Consider the following 22,625-nt stretch of genomic DNA (forward strand, 5'->3'; position numbering starts at 1 on the left):
TGGTACCAACACCGTGACTACTACGGCTACCGTTTCTGGTAATACTTGGACGGCCACGGATGCAGATATCTCTGGATTGGACAACGGTACCGTTACCGTGACCGCCGATGTTACCGACGTAGCCGGCAACCCGGCCACCGATAACGACCCGGTTACTTTGGATAATACCATCCCTACTATAGATATTGATTTACCTATAGAAGGCGATAACATCGTGAACGCCAGTGAGGATGGTGACGTGACCATCTCCGGTACCACTACAGATGTAGAGGACGGGCAGGTCGTGACCGTTACCTTCTCCGATGGTACCAACACCGTTACCACTACGGCTACCGTTTCTGGTAATACTTGGACGGCCACGGATGCAGATATCTCTGGATTGGACAACGGTACCATAACCGTGACCGCCGATGTTACGGACGTAGCCGGCAACCCGGCCACCGATAACGACCCGATTACTTTGGACAATACCATCCCTACTATAGATATTGATTTACCTATAGAAGGCGATAACATCGTGAACGCCAGTGAGGACGGTGACGTGACCATTTCCGGTACCACTACGGATGTGGAGGATGGGCAGACCGTGACCGTTACCTTCTCCGATGGTACCAACACCGTGACCACTACGGCAACCGTTGCTGGTAACACGTGGACGGCAACCGATGCCGATATCTCAGCATTGGACAACGGTACTATTACCGTGACTGCCGATGTTACGGACGTAGCCGGCAACCCGGCAACCGATAACGACCCGATTACTTTGAACAATACCATCCCTACTATAGATATTGATTTACCTATAGAAGGCGATAACATCGTAAATGCAAGTGAGGATGGCGACGTGACCATCTCCGGTACCACTACAGATGTAGAGGACGGACAGACCGTGACCGTTACCTTCTCCGATGGTACCAACACCGTGACTACTACGGCTACCGTTTCTGGTAATACTTGGACGGCCACGGATGCAGATATCTCTGGATTGGACAACGGTACCGTTACCGTGACCGCCGATGTTACCGACGTAGCCGGCAACCCGGCCACCGATAACGACCCGATTACTTTGGACAATACCATCCCTACTATAGATATTGATTTACCTATCGAAGGGGACAACATCGTAAATGCAAGTGAGGATGGCGACGTGACCATCTCCGGTACCACTACAGATGTAGAGGACGGGCAGGTCGTGACCGTTACCTTCTCCGATGGTACCAACACCGTTACCACTACGGCTACCGTTTCCGGTAACACTTGGACGGCCACGGATGCAGATATCTCTGGATTGGACAACGGTACTATTACCGTGACTGCGGACGTGACCGATGCAGCCGGCAACCCGGCTACCGATAACGACCCAATTACTTTGGACAATTCCATCCCTACTATAGATATTGATTTGTCTATCGAAGGCGATAACATCGTAAATGCAAGCGAGGATGGTGACGTGACCATCTCCGGTACCACTACAGATGTGGAGGACGGACAAATCGTGACCGTTACCTTCTCCGATGGTACCAACACCGTTACCACTACGGCTACCGTTTCTGGTAACACTTGGACGGCCACGGACGCCGATATCTCAGGTTTGGACAACGGTACTATTACCGTGACGGCCGATGTTACGGACGTAGCCGGCAACCCGGCCACCGATAACGACCCGATTACTTTGGATAATAACACTCCAGAAGTAGATAGTTTTAGTACTGTAGATATTACTCCTATTTTAACTGGTCAAGGTGATGCCAATGAACAATTGACTATTGAATTAGACACTGATGGTGATGGTACCATAGATGTTACCTACACCGTAACAACAGACGGTTCTGGTAATTGGAGTATTGATACAGATAGTGCTACACCTATAAGTGGCACCTTCCCTACTCTAGGTGATGAAGATATAATTGATATTACTACTACGGATAATGCTGGAAACAGCAATACCGGGATAGTTACTATTTCTGTTGATACCGATGGTGATGGATTAAACAATAATGAAGAGACGGCATTAGGCACAGATCCAAACAACCCAGATTCTGATGGTGACGGTATTAGTGACGGTCAAGAAGTATTAGACGGTACAAATCCTTTAGATGATTGTGAGTCCGTGAACGGTACGCCACTTGCTACGAGTGACTGTGATGCAGATGGGCTAACTAATGCGGAGGAAGCTAGTTTAGGAACAGACCCATTTAATGCTGATACCGATAACGATGGATTGTTAGATAGTGAAGAAGTTAGTCTAGATACCGACCCATTGAACCCAGATAGCGATGGTGACGGTGTAAGTGACGGTCAGGAAGTATTGGACAACACCAATCCTTTAGAAGATTGTGATTCAGTTGATGGTACACCGCTTGGAACCAGCGATTGTGACGAAGATGGATTGACCAATGATGAAGAAGCAAATCTTGGTACCGATCCTGAAAATCCGGACACTGATGGTGACGGTATAAGTGACGGTCAGGAAGTAATTGATGAAACTGATCCACTAGATGGTTGTAATAGTTCTGGTGGTACACCTCCTGCAGGTTCTGCTTGTGATATTGAAATTGAATCTGATTTGATGAACCCAACTTTAGGACAAAACACCTTTAGAATCATCAACATTGAACAGTTCCCAAACAACACTGTTGAAATATTTAATAGATGGGGGGTTAAAGTGTTCAGTGCAAAAGGATATGACAACGATAGTAATTCATTCCAAGGAATTTCTAATGGAAGGGTTACCATCCAAGCCAATGAAGAATTACCTGCTGGCGTATATTATTACATCATCAATTATGAAAATGACGGCAGCGCCAGAAGTCGTACTGGATACCTATACCTTAACAGATAAAAAAGTTCCCTTAAGCATAAATAGCATGAAAAAAATAAATTTAGCAATAGCAATAACCTGTCTACTAATACAAGGTTTGTGGGCCCAACAAGATGCCCAGTATACACAATACATGTATAATACAATTTCTATAAACCCAGCCTACGCAGGTAATAGAGGTGTGTTTAGTATAGCTGCCCTACACCGTTCTCAATGGGTGGGTTTAGATGGTGCGCCTAGTACACAAACATTAAACCTTCATTCTCCTGTTTCTGAAAGGGTTGGTCTAGGATTCTCTGTGGTTAATGATGAGATTGGAAACGGTACCAACCAAGACACCTATTTTGATGCTTCGGCTTCTTATACGGTACCTGTATCTTATTCAGGTAAATTGTCTTTTGGATTAAAGGCTGGCGGACATATACTAAACATTGATTTTAATAAACTTAGGGTTTACGACCCTTCTACAGACCCAGGTAACGAGCCAACAATAGACAATAAGTTCTCCCCTAATTTTGGTGCTGGTGTATTTTACCATACCGATCGCTTTTATTCCGGGCTTTCCATACCTAATTTTCTGCAAACAGAACATTTTGATAATGAAGCTGAGAGTACTTCTTATGTGGCTACGGAAAGAATGAACTTATATTTTATTACGGGATATGTCTTTGATATTGGTGCCAGAACTAAATTTAAACCTGCTTTTCTATTTAAAGCGGTAAAAGGCGCGCCTTTACAGGCAGATATTTCGGCTAACTTTCTATTTAACAATAAATTTTATGCGGGTGCCGCTTATCGTTGGGACGCCGCAGTAAGTGCTTTAGCAGGTTTTCAATTATCTGACCAATTAATGCTAGGCTTGGCATATGATAAAGAAACTACAGATTTGGGCAGTCAACGTTTCAATGATGGTTCTTTTGAAGTATTTTTAAGGTATGAATTTAGAAACAAGATTCAGAAAGTAATTACACCAAGATTCTTTTAAGCAGCATAATATGAAAATTAAACACTATTATAACATCCTCGCAGCCCTAATACTAACAGGCTTTTGTGCAAATGCGCAAAAAACATCCTTAAAAAAGGCAGATAAAAAATACAACTCTTTTGCCTATGTAAACGCAATAGATTCTTATGAAGATTTAGTAGCCAAAGGATATACTACCGAGGAAGTGCTAAAAAAGTTGGGGAATTCTAATTATTTAATTGCTAATTATGACGAAGCTGCAAAATGGTATGGCCAACTCATAAAGCAAGAAACTTTTGATAACGACCCAGAGTATATTTACAGATATGCGGTAAGTTTAAAATCTCTTGAACAATATGAAGAATCCAATCAATGGATGGAAAAGTTTTATAGTTTAAAAGAAAATGATCTTAGGGCTAAAAATTTTGAAAACAATAGAGATTATTTAAAAGAAATTGGAAACAGAGCAGGTACGTTCAAAATTGAGAAGGTAAGTTTTAATTCAAAGGAAAGTGATTTTTCTCCAGCGTTTTATGGTGAAGAAGTGCTTTTTGCTTCGGCAAGGGACACGGGTATGGTTACCAAATACACCCACTCTTGGAATACAAGACCGTTCTTGGATATTTATAGAACAGGAGGAAATCAAAAGGAAGGTCCCGAAAAACTAAGCAGAAATATTAATAAAAAGACTCATGAATCATCACCTGTGGTTAGTAGTGATGGGCAAACGCTATATTTTACCCGTAATAACAGTAAAAACGGTGGGTTTGCCAAGGATGATGAAGGTGTAAGTAGACTTAAAATATACAGCGCTACCTTAAAGGATGGTGAATGGAAAAATGTAAAAGTATTACCGTTTAATGGAGATGATTTTTCTACCGCCCACCCTACCTTAAGTCCAGATGGGAAATGGTTATATTTTGCTTCTAACCGAGAAGGCACCTACGGGGATTCAGATATTTATAAGGTAGCCATCTTAGAGAACGGTAATTTTGGGGAACCTATAAACTTAGGCCCTAAAATAAATACAGAAAGCTCAGAAACCTACCCCTATTTTGGAAAAGACGGTGTGCTCTATTTTGCTTCTAATGGCCATCCAGGAATAGGAGGTTTAGACCTTTTTGCCGTGAAAATGGAAAACGAAGATTTTAGTAATGTCATCAATTTAGCAATGCCCGTTAATAGTATAGAAGATGACTTTTCCCTGATTATTGACAATGAATCCGGAAAAGGCTATTTTGCTTCTAACCGTAGTGGTGGCATGGGTAGTGATGATATTTATGCCCTACAGCAATTAAAACCTTTAGAATTTACTTGTGGTAAAGAGCTTGTTGTTAAGGTTATAGATATAGAAAACGGTAACTATTTAAATGCCGCTAACGTAGAAATATCCGGAGAGCGTAAATTTAGTGGGGTTACGGAACAAGAAGGCTATATAATATTTGACCCTAAATGTGGTGCAGCGATTCTTGATATTTTAGCGCAAAAAGAAGGATACGAACAAGGGACTACAACATATAGTGTTACTGATGAAGAAAAGCAAGAAATTACCATTTCCTTGAAACCATTGGTACAATTACCAAAACCTGGAGACAATCTTCTGGCGTACTTAAATTTGGAAAACATTTTATTCGATTTGGACAAATATAATCTAACAGTAGATGCAATAGCTAAGCTAGATAAGGCGGTTAAATTCTTAAAAGACAATCCTACGGTAGATTTACAAATACGTTCCTACACAGATGCCTTGGCCAGTAAATCTTATAACATTAAATTATCTGAAAACAGAGCTAAGACCACTAGACAATACCTTATTGATAATGGTATTGCAGCTGGCAGGTTGAGTACCAACTTCTATGGCGAAGAAAATTTGGTAAATGATTGTATGGTTTGGAGCAATTGCTCTAAAGAAGAAAATCATAAAAACAGACGATCAGAGTTAATTGTAATGGAATAATCCATCAAAGGTTTAAACCTTTAAACAAGCTCCTTTTCAAAGTAAAAAGTGTGGTATTTTTGTAACTCAATTACTACTATGGAAAGGAGCTTTTATACTATAGCCAAAACAAGTCTTATACTCGTCTATCTAGTTATCGTTGCTGGTGCCGTTGTACGTATGACGGGTAGCGGCATGGGATGCCCAGATTGGCCCAAATGTTTTGGTTATTACGTACCACCCACAGATATTGAAACTCTGGAATGGCAGCCCAATAGAGATTTTAAAAAAGGGCAAGTAATTATTGTACAAGAAACCCTACAAGTTGCTAAAACTGATTTTAGGACCAATACTATTTTTAATAGTGCAAATTGGGCACCATATACCAAACATGATTATGCTAAATTTAATGTTTGGCACACTTGGATAGAATATATAAACAGACTGGTGGGTGCGTTAGCCGGTTTGGCTACCTTGGTAATGGCAGTTATCTCTTTTAAGTTTTGGAAACACCATAAAAAGATTACCATCTTGTCTTGGTTAATAGTTTTGGGCATGGGGTTCCAAGCATGGTTGGGCGCCACGGTGGTTTATTCATTACTAGCCCCGGTTAGGATTACACTACATATGTTAATGGCCCTAGTAATTGTGGGCGCCATTCTTTATGTAATGTATATGGTTTCTGATAATCATGACAACTATACATTTGGCAAAACTTTTAGATCTCTTGTACTATTCTCATTAGTATTAACTTTTATACAAGTTGCATTGGGTACCCAGGTAAGACAGTTTGTAGACGAACAAGCTAAATTAGTGGGAGAATTGGCCAAAGACCAATGGTTGCTCTCTCCTACCCTTAATTTTTATATACATCGTTCATTTTCTATTCTTGTTTTAATAATTAACGCGGCCATATATTGGCAAACCAGAAAAAACAACTGGAAATTACCAGCAACGGTTTGGATTTTGGTTCTAATTGGATTTGAGGTTTTAAGTGGGATTTTAATGTATTATGTGGATTTTCCCTTTGGGAGCCAACCAGTACACCTTGTCTTGGCCTCTATACTTTTTGGACTTCAATTTTATCTGTTTTTAAAGGTCTATTCACCTAAGATGGCAAAGAATTCTTTGTAACTTTACCCCCTTGAAAATTTTAAGGGATGATATATAAAATCAGGATAATCCTAGATGCCGAAGAGGATATCTTTAGAGACTTAGAGATTGAACATGAAGTTACCTTAGAGAGTTTCCATAATGCTATTACGCAAGCATTTGGCTTTCTTGGAGACCAAATGGCATCTTTTTACACCTGTGACGAAGAATGGAACCAAGATGAGGAAATAGCGCTTTTTGACATGAGCGAAAATGGTTCTGACATTAGATTAATGAACGAGACCACTTTAGATGATGTCTTAACGGAAGATAATCCTAAACTTATCTACGTCTATGACTTTTTTAGTATGTGGACGTTCTTTATAGAATTGGCAGATATTGTTGATAAAGAAGACGGGCGCTCTTATCCTAACGTGCTGTTTAGTTTTGGGGAATTGCCAGACTCGCCACCCGAAAAGAATTTTGAATCTGAAAAGTCTGTAGATTTTGATGATTCTTTTGGCAGTTATGACGATTTGGATTTTGACGAAAATTGGAATTAATCCCCGTTTAACCATATTATTTATTGCACTAATAACCTATGATCAATTTATATTCGGCTCAAATAGAAAGTATTTCTTTACACCGCGTAGGAAATAAAAGTAGAAACGAACCAATTTTTTTATCGGAAAGACCCCATAAATTAAATGATGAAATCTCTGCTTTGTTAAAAGAGTATTTCTTTAAACCTTTTCGTGAAAAAGAAGAAAATTATTTTCGCTTTACTAATGAAGTAGATGTAGAGTTTAACGAAATATATAAGGCCGCTGTTGCCATCTTTGAAGACCCAAGTAGAACGCACCAACAGTCCAAAACAATTACCACCCATTTGTTTGACCAATCTAACCATCCACATATAAAAAATGGAGAAGTTTATATTGCACACTTTACAGATGTGGTTTTGGATAATCAGAAAATGGACGCCATTGGTATCTTTAAAAGTGAGCTAAAGCACGATTTTCTTGAGTTTGAAGAAAACCAACAAAATTTAGATATTGTTATAAGACAAGGAATAAACATAAATAAGTTAGATAAAGGTTGTCTTATTTTTAATCAAGAAAAGGAAGAAGGGTATAAAGTATTAAGCGTAGATAGCAATCGCTACGATGCCAAATATTGGATAGAAAACTTTTTAGGGCTTTCGCCTCTTACAGATGAAAATTTTTACACTAAGAACTACTTAAAATTCTGCCAGAATTTTGCCAAAGATGTAGTTTTACCGGCAGAGGATAAACAGCAAGAGGTATTATTCATGAACCGTGCGGTAAACCATTTTGCCAAGAACGATAATTTTGAGGAAACCAGCTTCTTAAACGAGGTAATGGACAACCCTGAACTTATCCCGGAGTTTAAGCACTACAAGGTAGAGAAGGGCCCAAAATATAGTATTGAGGACGTTAGTAATTTTGATATTGCCAATAAAGCGGTGAGCGATGCGCGTAAAAAAATTAAAAACGTAATTAATCTAGATACCAACATACAGATTAAAATGGATTTTATTAATCCAGAATCTGCAGAGAAATTTGTAGAGAAAGGCTGGGACGAAGAAAGGCAAATGTACTATTACTTGGTCTACTTTAATAAGGAACAAAAGAGCTAAATCCTATTAAAAAGCGGTTTTATTTCTAGGATTTAAAACCGCTTTTCCATTATTTGTTTCATACTAACATCTTGATAATTACGCTTTACAAACTCTAGCGCTGTTGCCAATACCTGCCCCATTTTTTTGCACTTTTTAAACTCCACATCATGTGTAAATTCATAAAGTTCAGATTGCAGTCTAGACACGTTATCCGGTATGGAAATAGTATCTGTTTTGGCTATGTTTACCAATCTTTTTATACGGTTTCCAGAGCTTAAAATACGCTTGGCAACAATAGACCTTTCCTCTATCTTATACTGTTCTACGCTGTAGTTTTGTAGTTTTTTTGTTACCAAATCTACCATAGCATTATTCTCTTTAAAAAATTGCGGTAAATACACTTTGAACTTACCTTCAAAACATTGCTGGTCAAAATCTATGGCCCTAATCCTATAAACTACATGATCAAAATCGTGCACCGGAACAATAACATAATTATAAGAGCGCATATCGCCCAGTAGGCGAATCATACAACGCTCATTGAATTTCACAAATTCTTTTGCCAATTGCGCTTTTTGAGATTCGGTGCATTTGGGTAAATTTTCCTTTATAAACTCATCTCCAGGAATACCGGCTATATGCTCTTCTATAAGGGTATCTTTGTACACTAAAAAGTTAAGGTTGTACGGAGACAACATATGTTCCAATTCTAAACCATAAACCCTGGAAGCATCTGTCTTTTTTACATAAAAATGGGTGTAGTTATCGTTTAATATATTTCTAACTTTAATTCTAAAGGGCTTAGAATTACCAAAAGTACAGTAATCAATTGCATCAATATTTAAATAATCCAAAATGCGCTCACTACCGTCTGAATGTAAAATAGAATATACTTTTTTTAAGCTTAAATCTATCTCTTCTCGTTCAAATTCTGAGTAATAAACCCGTACCCAAAGCGTATCATTTCCTTCTCTATCTTCTACCGCTATAGAACCAGAAAAACGTAGCAAGTCTTCATAAAAAATGGGAATTTCAATTTTTCTACTGTATTTACCCAAATAGGCATCTAGCTTGGCATTTACAGGAAAAGCTGGCTTCTTTTTAGACATCAATTTTTCGTCGGTCATTCCTTACATTTTGTCTAAAGGTACAAAACCGAACCAAAATCACGCTCAGTATGTAACAACATTAAATCTCGGTTTTAACCACTAATAGTTCTACTTTACAACATAAATCTGCACAGTCCATTGTTTGGTGTTTTTTTTGGTAACGTATAACTAATCTCCAAATACAAACATGGGCCAACAGCAATTTCTGAGATTAATTTTCAGTTTATTTCTAACACTAACTTTTGGGTTGACCGCCAATGCACAGTTAAGTGACCTTCATTATTTACCACCCTTAAAACAAGGACAGAACAATGCGGGTATTAGAGATCAAGCTATTTACTTGTCTACACCAGAACCTACTACCTTTACGGTAAATGCTTATCGCGGTACCAACGCTACGCCTGTAGCAACCTTTAACATTTCCAATACAGCTCCTGCTGTGTGGACACTGGCAGACGGCGATAACAATATTACCTTGGTTAACAATGCCAACACAGGTACGGTTTTAACCAATAGCGGCTTGCGTTTTGAATCGCCCAGTGGCAATCGTTTTTATGTAAATTATAGGGGTAACTCTAGCGCACAAGCTGCTTCTTTAACGGCCAAAGGTAGACAAGCAATGGGTACCCGTTTTAAATGGGGAGGTGTACCCAATTTAGGTGCACACGCATCTAAATCCAACACCTTAGGTATAATGGCCACGGAAGACAACACTACTGTTACCCTTTTTGGTTTTGACCCCGGATGTGAGTTCAGGGTTGGGAATGATAGAGCGGGTATTACAGCAGATTTCCACACTATTACCCTTAACGCTAATGAATCTTTTGTTTATGAAACGTACATTGGTACTAGCCCAACACAAGCCCATGAAGACGGTTGGATTGGTGCCTCTATAGAAGCAGATAAAAATATTGTAATTAGTAACGGTTCTATAAATTTTGGTCGCCAAGTTGGTCAAGCTAATAGGGATGCAGGTATAGACCAACCAGTACCAGAAAATAGATTAGGAAAAGAATACGTTTTTATCCGTGGTAATGGTAACGCTAATGGCTGGACGGAGTTTCCTCAAATTATTGCCACTGCAGATGATACACAAATATTTGTAAACGGAAATACTACACCAATAGCTACGATAGATAATGGTGAGTATTTCATGATTCCGAGTACTTTTTATTCTTCAAATTCCGCCGGGGCCAATATGTTGGTGCAAACTTCAAAAGATGTTTACGCCTACCAATGTATGGGTGGAGACGGAAAAGCATATACCCAAGGGCTTAACTTTGTAGCCCCGGTTAACTGTTTGCTTCCAGATAGCATGGATAACATACCAGATATCCGAAACATGGCCGGCAGCTTGGTAACTGGCGGTATGACGATTATTGCCGCAGTGAATACACCAGATGCCAACATTGTAGTAACAGACGGTAACGGGCCCGTTACCTTGCCTGCCTCCCAACCTGTTGCGGGTTCTACAAATTGGAAAACTTTTTTCATTGCCAATTTAAACGGAAACGTAAGCGTACAATCCACTGGCCCCATGGCTATTGGATTTTTTGGCTTTAATGGCGCAAGAGGTGTAGCTGGATATTTCTCAGGATTTGACACCTTGCCCGAAGTTACACTTGCCATTAGAGGTGGTACGGGTTGTTTTGTAGGTTCAGAAATATATGAGGCTACCAATAGTAACTTTGATGCCTTTCAATGGTACGAAAACGGACAACCAATTCCAGGGGCCAATGGCCCAAGTTATGCACCACCGGGTGCAGGGGAGTATTTTTTAAGAGGCACCAAAGGACCATGTACCTATGATAGTAATCCGCTACAAGCACTTTATTGTGATCCAGATGTGGTATTAGAGAAGTCCGTAGATAAACCGGAAATTTTAGAAGGAGAAACGGTAACCTTTACCATTAAGGTTACCAATAACGGCTTAGGACCACTTACCAATTTGCAAATCACAGATAACATCCCTGCGGGTCTAACCTTAATTAACGCACAGACCATAACCGGAAGTTTTAATGGAAACACTTGGAATATTGGAACATTAGATGGTGGTGATAACGCATTTTTAAATTTAGAAGTAAGAGCAGATGAAATTGCTATTTTACCATTCTTAAATCTAACCAATACAGTAACCAATAGCCAAGATCAAGTAGACGCCAATATTACGCCAGATACTCCGTCTGCACGAATAGTAATCCATAACGATTACGACAATGACGGGGTTATAGATAGCGAGGATTTAGACGATGACAATGATGGAATCTTAGATACGGTAGAACAATTGTGTACCATTTCTAATGATATAACATTTACAACACCATCTTCTACCGTTCAAGGAGGTAGCCCTGTTACTGAAATTTACACGAACTTTAACGATTTATGGAGAAGCTCCTCTAGCGCACTAAATCCAAACTTACCAAATCTATCCCATGAACTTTTAGCATTTACTTCTGGGGGTACTACTTTCTCAACCGGGGTAATTGATGATGATGTTTATGACACCAATGGCAACAGCCTTTTTGATGGTATAGATACCAATAATGATGGTTTGGTAGATATAAATATTACCGAATCTAATTGGATGGCCTTAACACCGGCAAGCAATATATATGGAGAAGCAACCATTGAAGCAAGTTTAAATGATGGAGATGTAAATAATGCCCTGGGCCTAACCGTTGTTAACGACCCTACCACAGATCCTTTAAACCCGTTATTGACCAATGGCTTAAATGGTTTGGATTTGGGTACTGGTATTGCAAATGTAGGTAATGATTGGACCTATGATATTGACCCTATTGTTGCGGCTACGGTTGGTGATGGTATACCAGATATAATGCTTACGCAAATTGCACAACCAGGAGGTGCCGGCCATATTATTAGCTTATATGATGCCACTGGAGCGCCAATAGGTAATGCCGTACAGGTTCAAGCATCTACCGGAGGTGCCCTTGGTACCGTTGTTGGTTCGTATAACCTTGATGTTTACCATGCAGACGGAAGTGTTTTCTTTGATAATACGGTTAGAGACTATCGTTTGGCAACAATTGAGCTATCAGAATTTAATATACCGGCAGGTAGGTTAAATGATGTCGCTTTTTTAAGACTACAACTCTCTTCAAGTTCAGATTTGGCCTTTTTAGCATATAATACGGAATCTTTTACAGGATTCTGTGCCAATCTAGATACGGATTTAGATGGTATTCCAGACCATTTAGATTTGGATAGCGATGGTGATGGTTGTAGTGATGCCAATGAGTACTACAAAGACAATAACGCAGATGGTGGTGATGGTGGTGAGTACGGAACGGGTGTGCCCGCGGTAGACCCAACAGACGGAACCGTTATAGCTGCATCTTACCAGCAAGTTTTTGCTCCTATCATTATATTGGGGAACACTTCAGAAGATTTAGGCGGAACGGACATCAATGGCCAAGATTTAAGCCTTGGAGAAACCTTTGACTATGTTATACGTTTCCAAAACACCGGTGATGATGATGCTACTAATTTTACCATTAGAGACGTACTACCTAATAATATTACCATAAACAATTATGATTATACGGATGCTCCAGGGGTAACCGAGACTTATGATGCCTTAACCAACACGGTAACTTTTACTATTCCTGATAATTTGGTAGAAATTGGCGACCCTGAATATAAAATAAAGATTGAAGTTACGATAGATGGTGATTGTTCTGAATTTGTTGCAGCCTGTTCCTCACAATTAGAAAACCAAGCTTTTGCAACCTATCAAGGCATTGTAAATACCAATACATTTTCAGACGAAGATGGCTCTAACCCAGCTGGAGCCTGTATTACCACATTAGAAACTGCTTCTAATAATTTAGCAAATGCCTTATTGGATTGTGATATTGCAAGAACCGTACAACTGTGTGGTGATGATGTAACCCTTACTGCTGGTGAAGGATTCACTAGTTATACATGGGCTTTAGACAACAACAATAATGGGGTAATTGATGCTGCTGACACAATCTTAAACGATGGCGATCCAGACAGCAACCCAAGAACCATGGATGTTACCAATATTGGCAACTACTTGGTAGAAAAAATTGCTGGTAATGGTTGCGATGACCAAATAGAAAGAATTAACGTAGAACGTTTTGGCACCACCCAAACCAATCCGGTTGTAGACTTTTTTAACCAAGTAAACTCAGATACCAATCCAGATAATGATTTACAGGGCGAAATAGTTACCTGTTCCGTGGATGGTGACCTGCTTCCTAAAATTTTCTTGTGTGGGTCCAATGATACCGCTTCAGTCCAATTAGGAATTACGGATGCAATTTCCATTACTTGGGAAAAACTAGATGAATCTTCTTGTTCTTCTGTTGGAGATGATTGTGCTAATAAAAATGGAACTTGTACATGGGACCAATTGGCTGTTCAAGATAACTTTACAATTACAGAAAGTGGTAGTTACCGTGTGGTAATTGCTTATCAAAATGGTTGTTTTAGTCGCTTCTATTTTAATGTGTTTCAAAACACTTTAGATATAGACTACATTGCCAATGATATTATTTGTGATACAGACGGTAATATAAGAATAACCAATGTAGGCTCCGGATATGGCTTTCAATTGTTTGATGTTACCAACAATGCCATAGCTGTACCATTTAGCGCAGGACAAGGACCTAATTTTGATATTGATACCAACGGAACATATAGAGTACAGGTAACCCAATTAAACCCATCTACCAACACCCCAATAGAAAATAGTTGTGTTTTTGAAACAGAAGACATTGGTATACAAAGAAGGGACTATCAAGTTAACATTACTACCACACCTGCAGATTGTGATGAGCAGGGTACAATTGGTATACAAGCACTAAACGTATTACCAGATTATAGTTATGAGCTATTTATTGATGATGGTAGTAATTCCGGAGATGGTAGTTTTGTAACTTCAGAATTGGTTACTGCGGATAATACTCACACGTTTACGGGTGTTGCACCAGGAAATTACCGTGTGGTTACCTCAACTACCAATGGATGTACAAATGAGCAATTTATTAGGGTTACCGAGATTCCAGAATTAGTTTTAACCGCTACCGTTCAGGAACATATTTCGTGTAGGCCAGGACAAATAGACCTTGATGTTGTAGGAGGTACTACCGGTCATGAATTTGCCATTTGGAGCAAAGATGGTATTCCTTATTACTCCGATCAAGCTAGCATCCCAGAAGCTGATTTTACCAGTAACACCAATTTCTTATTTGGCTATACGGGCACTCCAACAACTTATGTTTCTGGAGAAGATGGCGATTATGTTTTTATAGTAAAGGATGATAATGGCTGCTATAAGCTTTCTAACAGCGTACGTTTAGATGATTTAGGCGTAATTACGGCTACCGCGTCTAATACAGACATGACTTGTGCGGATGAAGCATCATCTACCTTAACTATTACCGCAAGTGGTGGTACAGCTCCTTATAGCTACAGCATAGATGGTGTTAATTTTCAAAACGAGAATTTTTTCAACAATTTAAGCGCTGGCATTTATACCATAACAATTATGGATGCAAGTGGTGGTACAGATGGTACAGCTTGTACTACTACCATTGAGCACGAAATTACACAGCCTTTTAGATTATTGGCATCTGCTAGTATCATAGAAGACGCTTCTTGTGACCCTTCTGGTGAGGCCTTGGTTAAAATTTTAAATCCAAGCGGCGGTCAAGCTCCTTATTTATATAGTTTTGATGGTGGTTCAAATTTCAATACGCTAACAGAGCAACGCTTAAGCCCAGGAAATTATAATTTGGTATTACAAGACGCCCTAGGTTGTACCTATCCAATGGAAATTACGGTACCAGCTCCGGTTAATGCCCCTAACCTAACACCCACTGTAACTTATGATTGTAACGGGGAGGGCATCATAACCATTTCAACAGACAACACAACAGACTTTAATTACACCTATAGTTTGGATGGTACTGCAAACACACCGGCCAACCAAAATTACTTTGAGAATGTTGCTGCCGGACAACACACTGTAAATGTGGCATATACCACAACGATTACTCCAGACCAAAGCACGTTGTTTGTAGAAAATTTTGGTACAGGTAGTAGCACGCAAATTGCCGAAGCAGGTCCAGAATATTGTTTTGAACCCCAAGATGGCAGCCAAACAAACTGTAATAGAGGTCCTGCAGGTATTTTGGTCAACGGCGAATATACAGTTACCAATTTTGTGACTAATCCAGCCCCATTTGTTAGGAGTCCACAAGACCACACTGGCCTTGCAAATGGTCGCTTCTTTGCTATTGATGTTAGTACCTTTTCTGATACAGGTAGCCCATCCTTGAACAATATATTATGGTCTAAAGCAGGTATAGAAGTATTGCCAAACCGAGAAATCACTTTAAGTTTTTGGGCTTATAATTTAATGCAAACCGGAAATGCAGGTAATAATCCTGAGGTATTGGTAGAAATACTGGACACCTCCGGAACGGTAATTTTTAGCAGTGCAACCGCAGCTATTCCTAAAAACACTAGCGATAACGATTGGCACGAGCGTACCGTGACGTTTAACCCAGGTACCAATAATAGCCTTGACATTGTTTTTAGAAATAATGTTAATAGTAATGATGGTAACGACCTTGTTTTAGATGACATACAAGCGGTACAAATTCCTGAGGTTTGTGAACAAACTACAGATATTATTGTTAACGTAGAAGCCGGGCAAGCATTTGAAACAGCTATTTTAGGAGGCACGGACCCTACTTGTAACGGGGCATCGGATGGAAGTATTCGTTTTGAAGTTTCAAATTTTGATGCAGCCGGTTATGAATATTCTTTGGACGGTGGTACCAACTGGACAGTTGAGACAAATTCAGTTTTTACTACCCCATCAACATTAGCCGCTGGAACGTACAGTTTAATGGTAAGAAAGGTAAGTGATAACACCTGTACGGCTATTGCCCCAACAAGTATTACACTTACCGCACCAGATGCGGTAGTGGCAGACCTACAACAAACTGCGGAATTTACTTGTTTTAACACAGGTGCTACATTAGAAGCTTCTGCTGTTGGCGGTACTCCTACTTACGAATATCAATTGGAAACAACTACAAACGCTATGGTAAGAGCATTTAGCGCTGCTACTACTTTCTTAAATGTACCTGCCGGAGATTACCATGTTCGTGTAAGGGATAATAGAGGATGTGAGGTTATTTCTACCACAACGATTACCGTAACAGCACCAAGTACCCCAACGTTGAATCTATCTGCTACTAGTTGTTATGACGGTCAAAATAATGGGACGGTAACCGCTACCGCTGGAGATGGAAATGGAAACTATACCTTTAGAATCAACAGTGGTGCATGGCAAACGCCGAACCCAATAAATGCATTAACCTATACCTTTGGCAATCTAAGCGATGGCACCTATCAAGTAGAAGTTCAGGACGAATTTGGTTGTACATCTACCGTAGAAACTATTACTATTGCACCGGCACTAACCCTTTCGGTTGCAGTAACAGATGCAAGTAGTTGTGGAGATGGTAGTTTAACGGCAACTGCTGCTGGAGGCACCATGCCTTATTTATACGCATTTGTAAATAACGGTGACCCAGTTTCCGATTCTGATTTTGCACTAGGTAACACCATAAATATACCTTTAGCTGATGTTGGCCTTTATGATATTTATGTAAGAGATAACCTAGGTAATCCCGGCTATTGCCAAACTATGGTTACAGAAGAAGTAGAGGCATTACCAGGTTTAGCTTTTAATAGTACACCTACAGATGCCGCCTGTTTTGGTGGCGAAGGAAGCATTGAAGTTAACATTACTAGCGGTATGGCTCCATTTACCTATGAATTGGTAGATGTGGATAACGGTGTGGAAAGTCAGACCCAATCTGGGGTGGCAAGCACCACTAGAACATACTATAACCTACCTGCTGGTAATTACGATGTTATTATTACAGATGCTGCGGGATGTGTTTCACCTCCCGAAAGAGTGGTTATTGATGAACCTGCCGAGCTTACAGCAGATATTGTTGGTGTAACACCGTCAGACTGTACAGGACCTTCTACAGATTATGGATTTAATTTTGAAAACTATCCATTAACACTGGCAGGTACCTTAATGTTTAGTGATGATGGTGGTATTACTTGGCAAACAAGTAATCAATTTAGAGATTATCTATCAGGTGATGAAGTTTATCCTTCTATTAAAACGGTGGATGGTAGTGGAACAACTATTTGCCAAACAGATTTACCTAGGTATACCATTCCATATCCGTTAGATGATTTGGATATTACCTTATTTCCTATTGTTATAAACTGTAATGAATTGCAAGTAAGTGTTAGAGGCCAAGATGGTACTGCGCCATACGAGTATACATATTCTGAGGACCCCGCTAATTTTGACCCTTCCACACCTACAAATCCTTGGACAACTCCTTTTGCTGCTGGGGTACAACACACATTCCCAGGTTTAACACCTGGTAGAACCTATGTTTTTTATGTGCGTGATGCTGTGGGGTGTGTAAGAGAAAGTAACGTAAATGTAAATAATGAGGTACTTTTACCTATGGAAATTACTGCCGAAGTAGCTCCTACATGTAATGGTGCGACTACGGGTGAAATTACGTATACCATTGTTGATTCGGATGGTAGTACAGAACCTAGCATGACTTGGACGCTTTATGATGTTGCAAATAATGTTATTGATAGTAGCTCTGGCAACATACCTTATGCTAATACAATTACAGTTTCCAATCTAGCAGCAAACGATTACTATATTGTTGTACAACAAGTAGATGCCGGTGGAACGCCACAGTGTATTAGCGCCAGTGAAAATAGTATTCTAGAAGAATTAGATATTATTACCGGAACACCAGCCTCTTTACGAGCCATCAGCTGTGAAAATCCAGGTCTAATTACCATCCCAGATATTGCTGGTGGTGGCGGTGAGTATTTTTATACCATTACCGGACCTTCATCTTTTAGCCTTATGGCGACTGATGACAACCCAATCGAAATCCCAGTTGGTTCAGACGCTGGTTTGTATACCATAAGTGTTGAAGACCAATACGGTTGTAGCTATCCATTAGGCGATGTTACCATGGCAGTTACACCTGCGCCAAGCATTTCTAATGTAGAAATTGACAATTGTAATGCCAATGCTACTATTACTATAAATGTTGCTACATCAGATGGTATGGTACTCTACTCCATTGATAATGGTGTTACGTTCCAAACTACTAATGTGTTCAATAACATACCTGCCGGTAATTATGATGTGGTTATAAAAGACCAAACAGGTTGTATAGATACTGAAAACATTACAGTACACCCTACCCTGCAAGCTACGGCAACATTGGACCAACAGCTGGGATGTGGTCCTGGTAATGAAGCAGAAATAAGAATTGAAGCTACAGCTGGTTCTGGAAATTTTGAGTTTGAAATTTTAGATAGCGCTTCCGGAATTGCCATTCCACGCCAAAGCCTTGCTACAAATCCGCAAAACGTACAGCTTACCACTGCAGATAGTTACACGGTAAACGTTTACGATGCAGATACTACAAATCCAGAATGCTTTAGGTCCTTTGTAGTAGAAGTACCTGCTGCAATAGAACCTGACTTTTCGGCCAATGCCACAGCGGTTAGTTGTAACGGTGCTGATGACGGCCGTATAGCGTTAATTCAGGTTAACAATGGTAACAACCCATTAAGCTATACGTTAAGTCCAATGCCTGGAACGGCAACTTGGGATGCGCCAACACAATCCTTTATAAACTTACCCGGTGGAAATTATCAAGTTATCGCTACCGGACCAAACGGTTGTGCTTCTACACCTTTAGCTGTAACAGTACCAGAAAATTCGGTTATAAGTTTTGCTGCTCCTACTGTAGACCAATTTGGATGTACGGTAGATAATGACACTAATAATGCAATTATCGCTATAGATATGGCTAGTATTACCGGTGGTAGCGGATTGTATGAACGTTTTGTATTTATAGATAATGCAACTAATAATGTATTACAAGACAGCAATAGCACTACATATAGTTTTACGGACCTCGCTGGTGGTGATGTAGAAGTTATCGTTTACGACACCAATGGTTGTGCTTCACCTGTAACACATATAGTTAATATTGATCCGTTTGATGCATTGGATACGAATCCTGCAATTAATGTGATAACTGCTATAAGTTGTGTTAATGGTGGGGAAACTATCGGCATAGAAGCTACCGGAACCGTAACAAATTACACAACGAATCCAACCAACTTTGAATTCCGACAGTTACCAAATGTCACTTATCAACCAACCAATACATTTGCTAATCTTGGTGTAGGCACACATACCTTTGGCGTTCGTAATACTACAACCGGATGTGAAATCTATGTAAACCACACGGTTGAAGCTCCAAATACGTTTAATGTAGCCGTTAATAAAATCTCAGATGTGGTTTGTTTTGGAGATGACGGCAGTATAACCTTAAGCTTTACTGATCCTATCTATACAGGTGATTATGCTTGGGAGATTTTTAATGCTGATGGTACGCCAACCGCAAGAACGGATGACAACGGAACCTTTACCGGTTCAGGAACCACCTCTGTAATACCTGTGGCTGCGGGCAATTATTTGGTACGTGTAAACCAAGTTGGCCTACCAACTTGTACCCAAGAACGTTTGTTTAGTATTACCACTCCAAGTGCTGCGCTAACGCTTGCTCCTGTTAACACTGTAGCGGTAGGTTGTAATGGCAATGAAGGCAGTGCTAATGTTGTACCACAAGGAGGTTTGGCCCCATATACAATTAGTTTAACCAATACCAACACAGCTACAACCTATACTGAAGCAAGTGTTAATAGCTTCTTGTTCCAAAATTTAGAGGCAGGCACTTTCTCCATATCCGTTACGGATGCCTTAGGTTGTACCCAGAATTACAACAATGAATTTACTCTAGTTGTACCTGACCCTATCAGCGCTAGTATTTCTAGTACCACGCTAGTTTGCGAGGGAGATTTAGACGCATCTGTTACCGCCACTGTTGGCTCAAGAAACGTTACCGCCAACTACAGGTATACATTAAATATATATTCAGATATCACTGGAACTACCTTATTAAATAGTACACCTTCACAAGCAGGAAATTCTTTTGTTAATCTTGGTGCCGGCTTCTACAGTATTTTGGTAGAAGATGATATGGCTTGTTCTTTTGAAACCGCAATAGAAGAAATAGTTGCACCTGTTTCTGTAGAAGGACAATTGGTTACCGCTCAAATGATGACGTGTAACAATGGAGCCTCTTTACAATTAACCGGTTCTGGAGGTACGGCGCCTTATTCTTGGAGTGTAGATGGGGTAACTTTTAGCCCAATGAACGAGACTAATGGTACTAATTCTCACCTTTTCACAAATGTTGCCGTAGGTACCTATGAATATTACGTGAGAGACAGTTTTAATTGTGTTTCGGTTGTCTCCAATACGGTTAATGTTAATGCAATTGAAGCATTAACACTAACAATAGATACTACTGCCGCCAATATAAATTGTGCTGGAGACAGCACGGCCGTTATACAAGCTAGTGCAGATGGCGGTTTGGGTAACTATGAATATGCTTTATTTACAGATGCCGCCTTTGCCAATCAAGTTAGGGCAAATCAAGCCACTGGATTGTTTACAGACCTACCATCTGGAACCTATTACGTTAGGGTTACCAGTGTAGATTGCGAAGCTAGTGAAATGGTAACAATAGCAGAACCAACACCTTTAACGGTAGCCTACCAGGCAAATAACGTTACTTGTAATGGTGCAGATGATGGTAGCATAACCTTGGATGTTTCTGGCGGAACCGGTGACTATCAATATGCGATTTCTCCGAATTTAAATCAATTCTTTGATGAAAATGTTTTTGATGAACTGGAGCCTAACACCTATACCATAATAGTTCAAGATAATAACGGATGCTTTGAAGTTATCGAATTTGAAATTACGGAACCAGAAGAACTTTCTTTTAGTACTACCGTTCAAGATGAAATCTGCTTTGAGAGTAGTGATGGTATCGTAACATTAACCATTGAAGGTGGTACGGCTCCCTACTATTCCGCACTAAATTCTAATTCAGCTGCTGATTTTGCTGAAGGTATTATAGAATACAATAGCTTACCAAGTGGTACGCACGTAGTATTTGTTAGAGATGCCAACGGATGCGAAATGTCTCAGGTATTTGAGGTAGAAAGCGGTGCCAACTTAGCAGGGCAGGCAATTGTTAGTTACGATTGTGATATGGGGCAAGCCTACCATACCGTAACCGTAGAATTTGAAGACGAAACGGTTAGACCTGAAGTACTTTTCGGATTGGATACGGATGATTCAAATGAAATGGTTATGGACGGTACGTTTACCAACCTAACGGCAGGAGACCATTATATAACCGTAATGCACAGTAATGGTTGTTTAAATACCTATCCATTTGAAATATCAGTTTTTGAACCGTTAGAGCTGCAACTCGTAGAAGGTAATATCAATATGATAACCGCGACCGCCATTGGTGGATCTGGCAACTATACCTTTAGTTTTGACGGTCAAGACCCAACAAGCGAAACGGACTTTTACATAACCGAAACCGCTACATATTCTGTTACGGTAACAGATGAAAATGGTTGTAGTGTTACCCAAGAAATATTCATGGAATTTATTGATATTGAAATTCCAAATTTCTTTACACCGGACGGCGATGGTAGAAATGATGTTTGGAAACCACGAAATATTGAAATATATCCAGAAATATTCATCAATATCTATGATAGGTATGGACGTTCTATCTATAAATTTATAGATAATGAAGATGGTTGGGATGGTATTTACCAAAACACGGAATTACCTTCTGGTGATTACTGGTATGTAATTCGACTGAACGGAGTAGCGGACACCAGGGAATTTGTAGGGCACTTTACCCTATATCGCTAAAATGATAAAATAGTTAATAAGGGCAATCTTAATAGGTTGCCCTTTTTTAACAGTTAACCACGCTTTAGGAGCACTTCACAACTATAAGTTGATTCTTTATGTAGCTATTCGT

8 protein-coding genes are annotated in these 22,625 nt (G+C 39.7%); 7 read left to right on the top strand and 1 reads right to left on the bottom strand.

All coding sequences use genetic code 11. The features are described 5' to 3' along the window. The 6 genes from ACXAGS_RS10255 to ACXAGS_RS10280 form a co-directional block, all read left to right on the top strand. Nucleotides 1-2,842: T9SS type B sorting domain-containing protein (locus tag ACXAGS_RS10255; RefSeq protein WP_474906542.1), on the top strand; the 2,842-nt coding region annotated here is incomplete at its 5' end. Between the two features lie 25 nt (nucleotides 2,843-2,867). After that, entirely contained in the window at nucleotides 2,868-3,806 is a 939-nt protein-coding gene (locus tag ACXAGS_RS10260) for a PorP/SprF family type IX secretion system membrane protein (RefSeq protein ID WP_474906935.1), read from the top strand. 10 nt (nucleotides 3,807-3,816) lie between these two features. After that, on the top strand, nucleotides 3,817-5,742 hold the full coding sequence (locus ACXAGS_RS10265; protein ID WP_474906544.1) for an OmpA family protein: 1,926 nt from the start codon (nucleotides 3,817-3,819) through the stop codon (nucleotides 5,740-5,742). 78 nt (nucleotides 5,743-5,820) lie between these two features. Beyond that, the gene (locus tag ACXAGS_RS10270) at nucleotides 5,821-6,855 is read left to right on the top strand and encodes a COX15/CtaA family protein (protein WP_474906546.1); all 1,035 of its coding nucleotides are present in this window, start codon (nucleotides 5,821-5,823) and stop codon (nucleotides 6,853-6,855) included. A gap of 26 nt (nucleotides 6,856-6,881) precedes the next feature. After that, nucleotides 6,882-7,376, top strand: coding sequence for an IS1096 element passenger TnpR family protein (locus tag ACXAGS_RS10275; RefSeq protein ID WP_474906547.1), 495 nt, complete (start codon nucleotides 6,882-6,884; stop codon nucleotides 7,374-7,376). Between the two features lie 38 nt (nucleotides 7,377-7,414). Further along, nucleotides 7,415-8,473 carry a nucleoid-associated protein gene (locus tag ACXAGS_RS10280; RefSeq protein WP_474906549.1) on the top strand — a complete coding sequence of 353 codons (1,059 nt, stop codon included), beginning with the start codon at nucleotides 7,415-7,417 and terminating at the stop codon, nucleotides 8,471-8,473. 32 nt (nucleotides 8,474-8,505) lie between these two features. Here the strand turns inward: ACXAGS_RS10280 and ACXAGS_RS10285 are convergent, their stop codons facing one another. Beyond that, nucleotides 8,506-9,582 (bottom strand): hypothetical protein, encoded by a 1,077-nt coding sequence (locus ACXAGS_RS10285; protein ID WP_474906550.1) that lies wholly within the window; start codon nucleotides 9,580-9,582, stop codon nucleotides 8,506-8,508. Nucleotides 9,583-9,811: 229 nt separating this feature from the next. On the opposite strand from ACXAGS_RS10285, the gene ACXAGS_RS10290 reads away from it, so the two are divergent. After that, on the top strand, nucleotides 9,812-22,513 hold the full coding sequence (locus tag ACXAGS_RS10290) for a T9SS type B sorting domain-containing protein (RefSeq protein WP_474906551.1): 12,702 nt from the start codon (nucleotides 9,812-9,814) through the stop codon (nucleotides 22,511-22,513). The last annotated feature ends 112 nt before the right edge of the window (nucleotides 22,514-22,625 follow it).

This window comes from Croceivirga sp. ABH4_376, assembly GCF_056160685.1.

Bases quoted from the DNA above. Each gene is read 5' to 3' on its own strand.
- ACXAGS_RS10260 (WP_474906935.1), top strand. From the start codon at position 2,868: ATGAAAAAAATAAATTTAGCAATAGCAATAACCTGTCTACTAATACAA.
- ACXAGS_RS10265 (WP_474906544.1), top strand. From the start codon at position 3,817: ATGAAAATTAAACACTATTATAACATCCTCGCAGCCCTAATACTAACA.
- ACXAGS_RS10270 (WP_474906546.1), top strand. From the start codon at position 5,821: ATGGAAAGGAGCTTTTATACTATAGCCAAAACAAGTCTTATACTCGTC.
- ACXAGS_RS10275 (WP_474906547.1), top strand. From the start codon at position 6,882: ATGATATATAAAATCAGGATAATCCTAGATGCCGAAGAGGATATCTTT.
- ACXAGS_RS10280 (WP_474906549.1), top strand. From the start codon at position 7,415: ATGATCAATTTATATTCGGCTCAAATAGAAAGTATTTCTTTACACCGC.
- ACXAGS_RS10285 (WP_474906550.1), bottom strand. From the start codon at position 9,582: ATGACCGACGAAAAATTGATGTCTAAAAAGAAGCCAGCTTTTCCTGTA.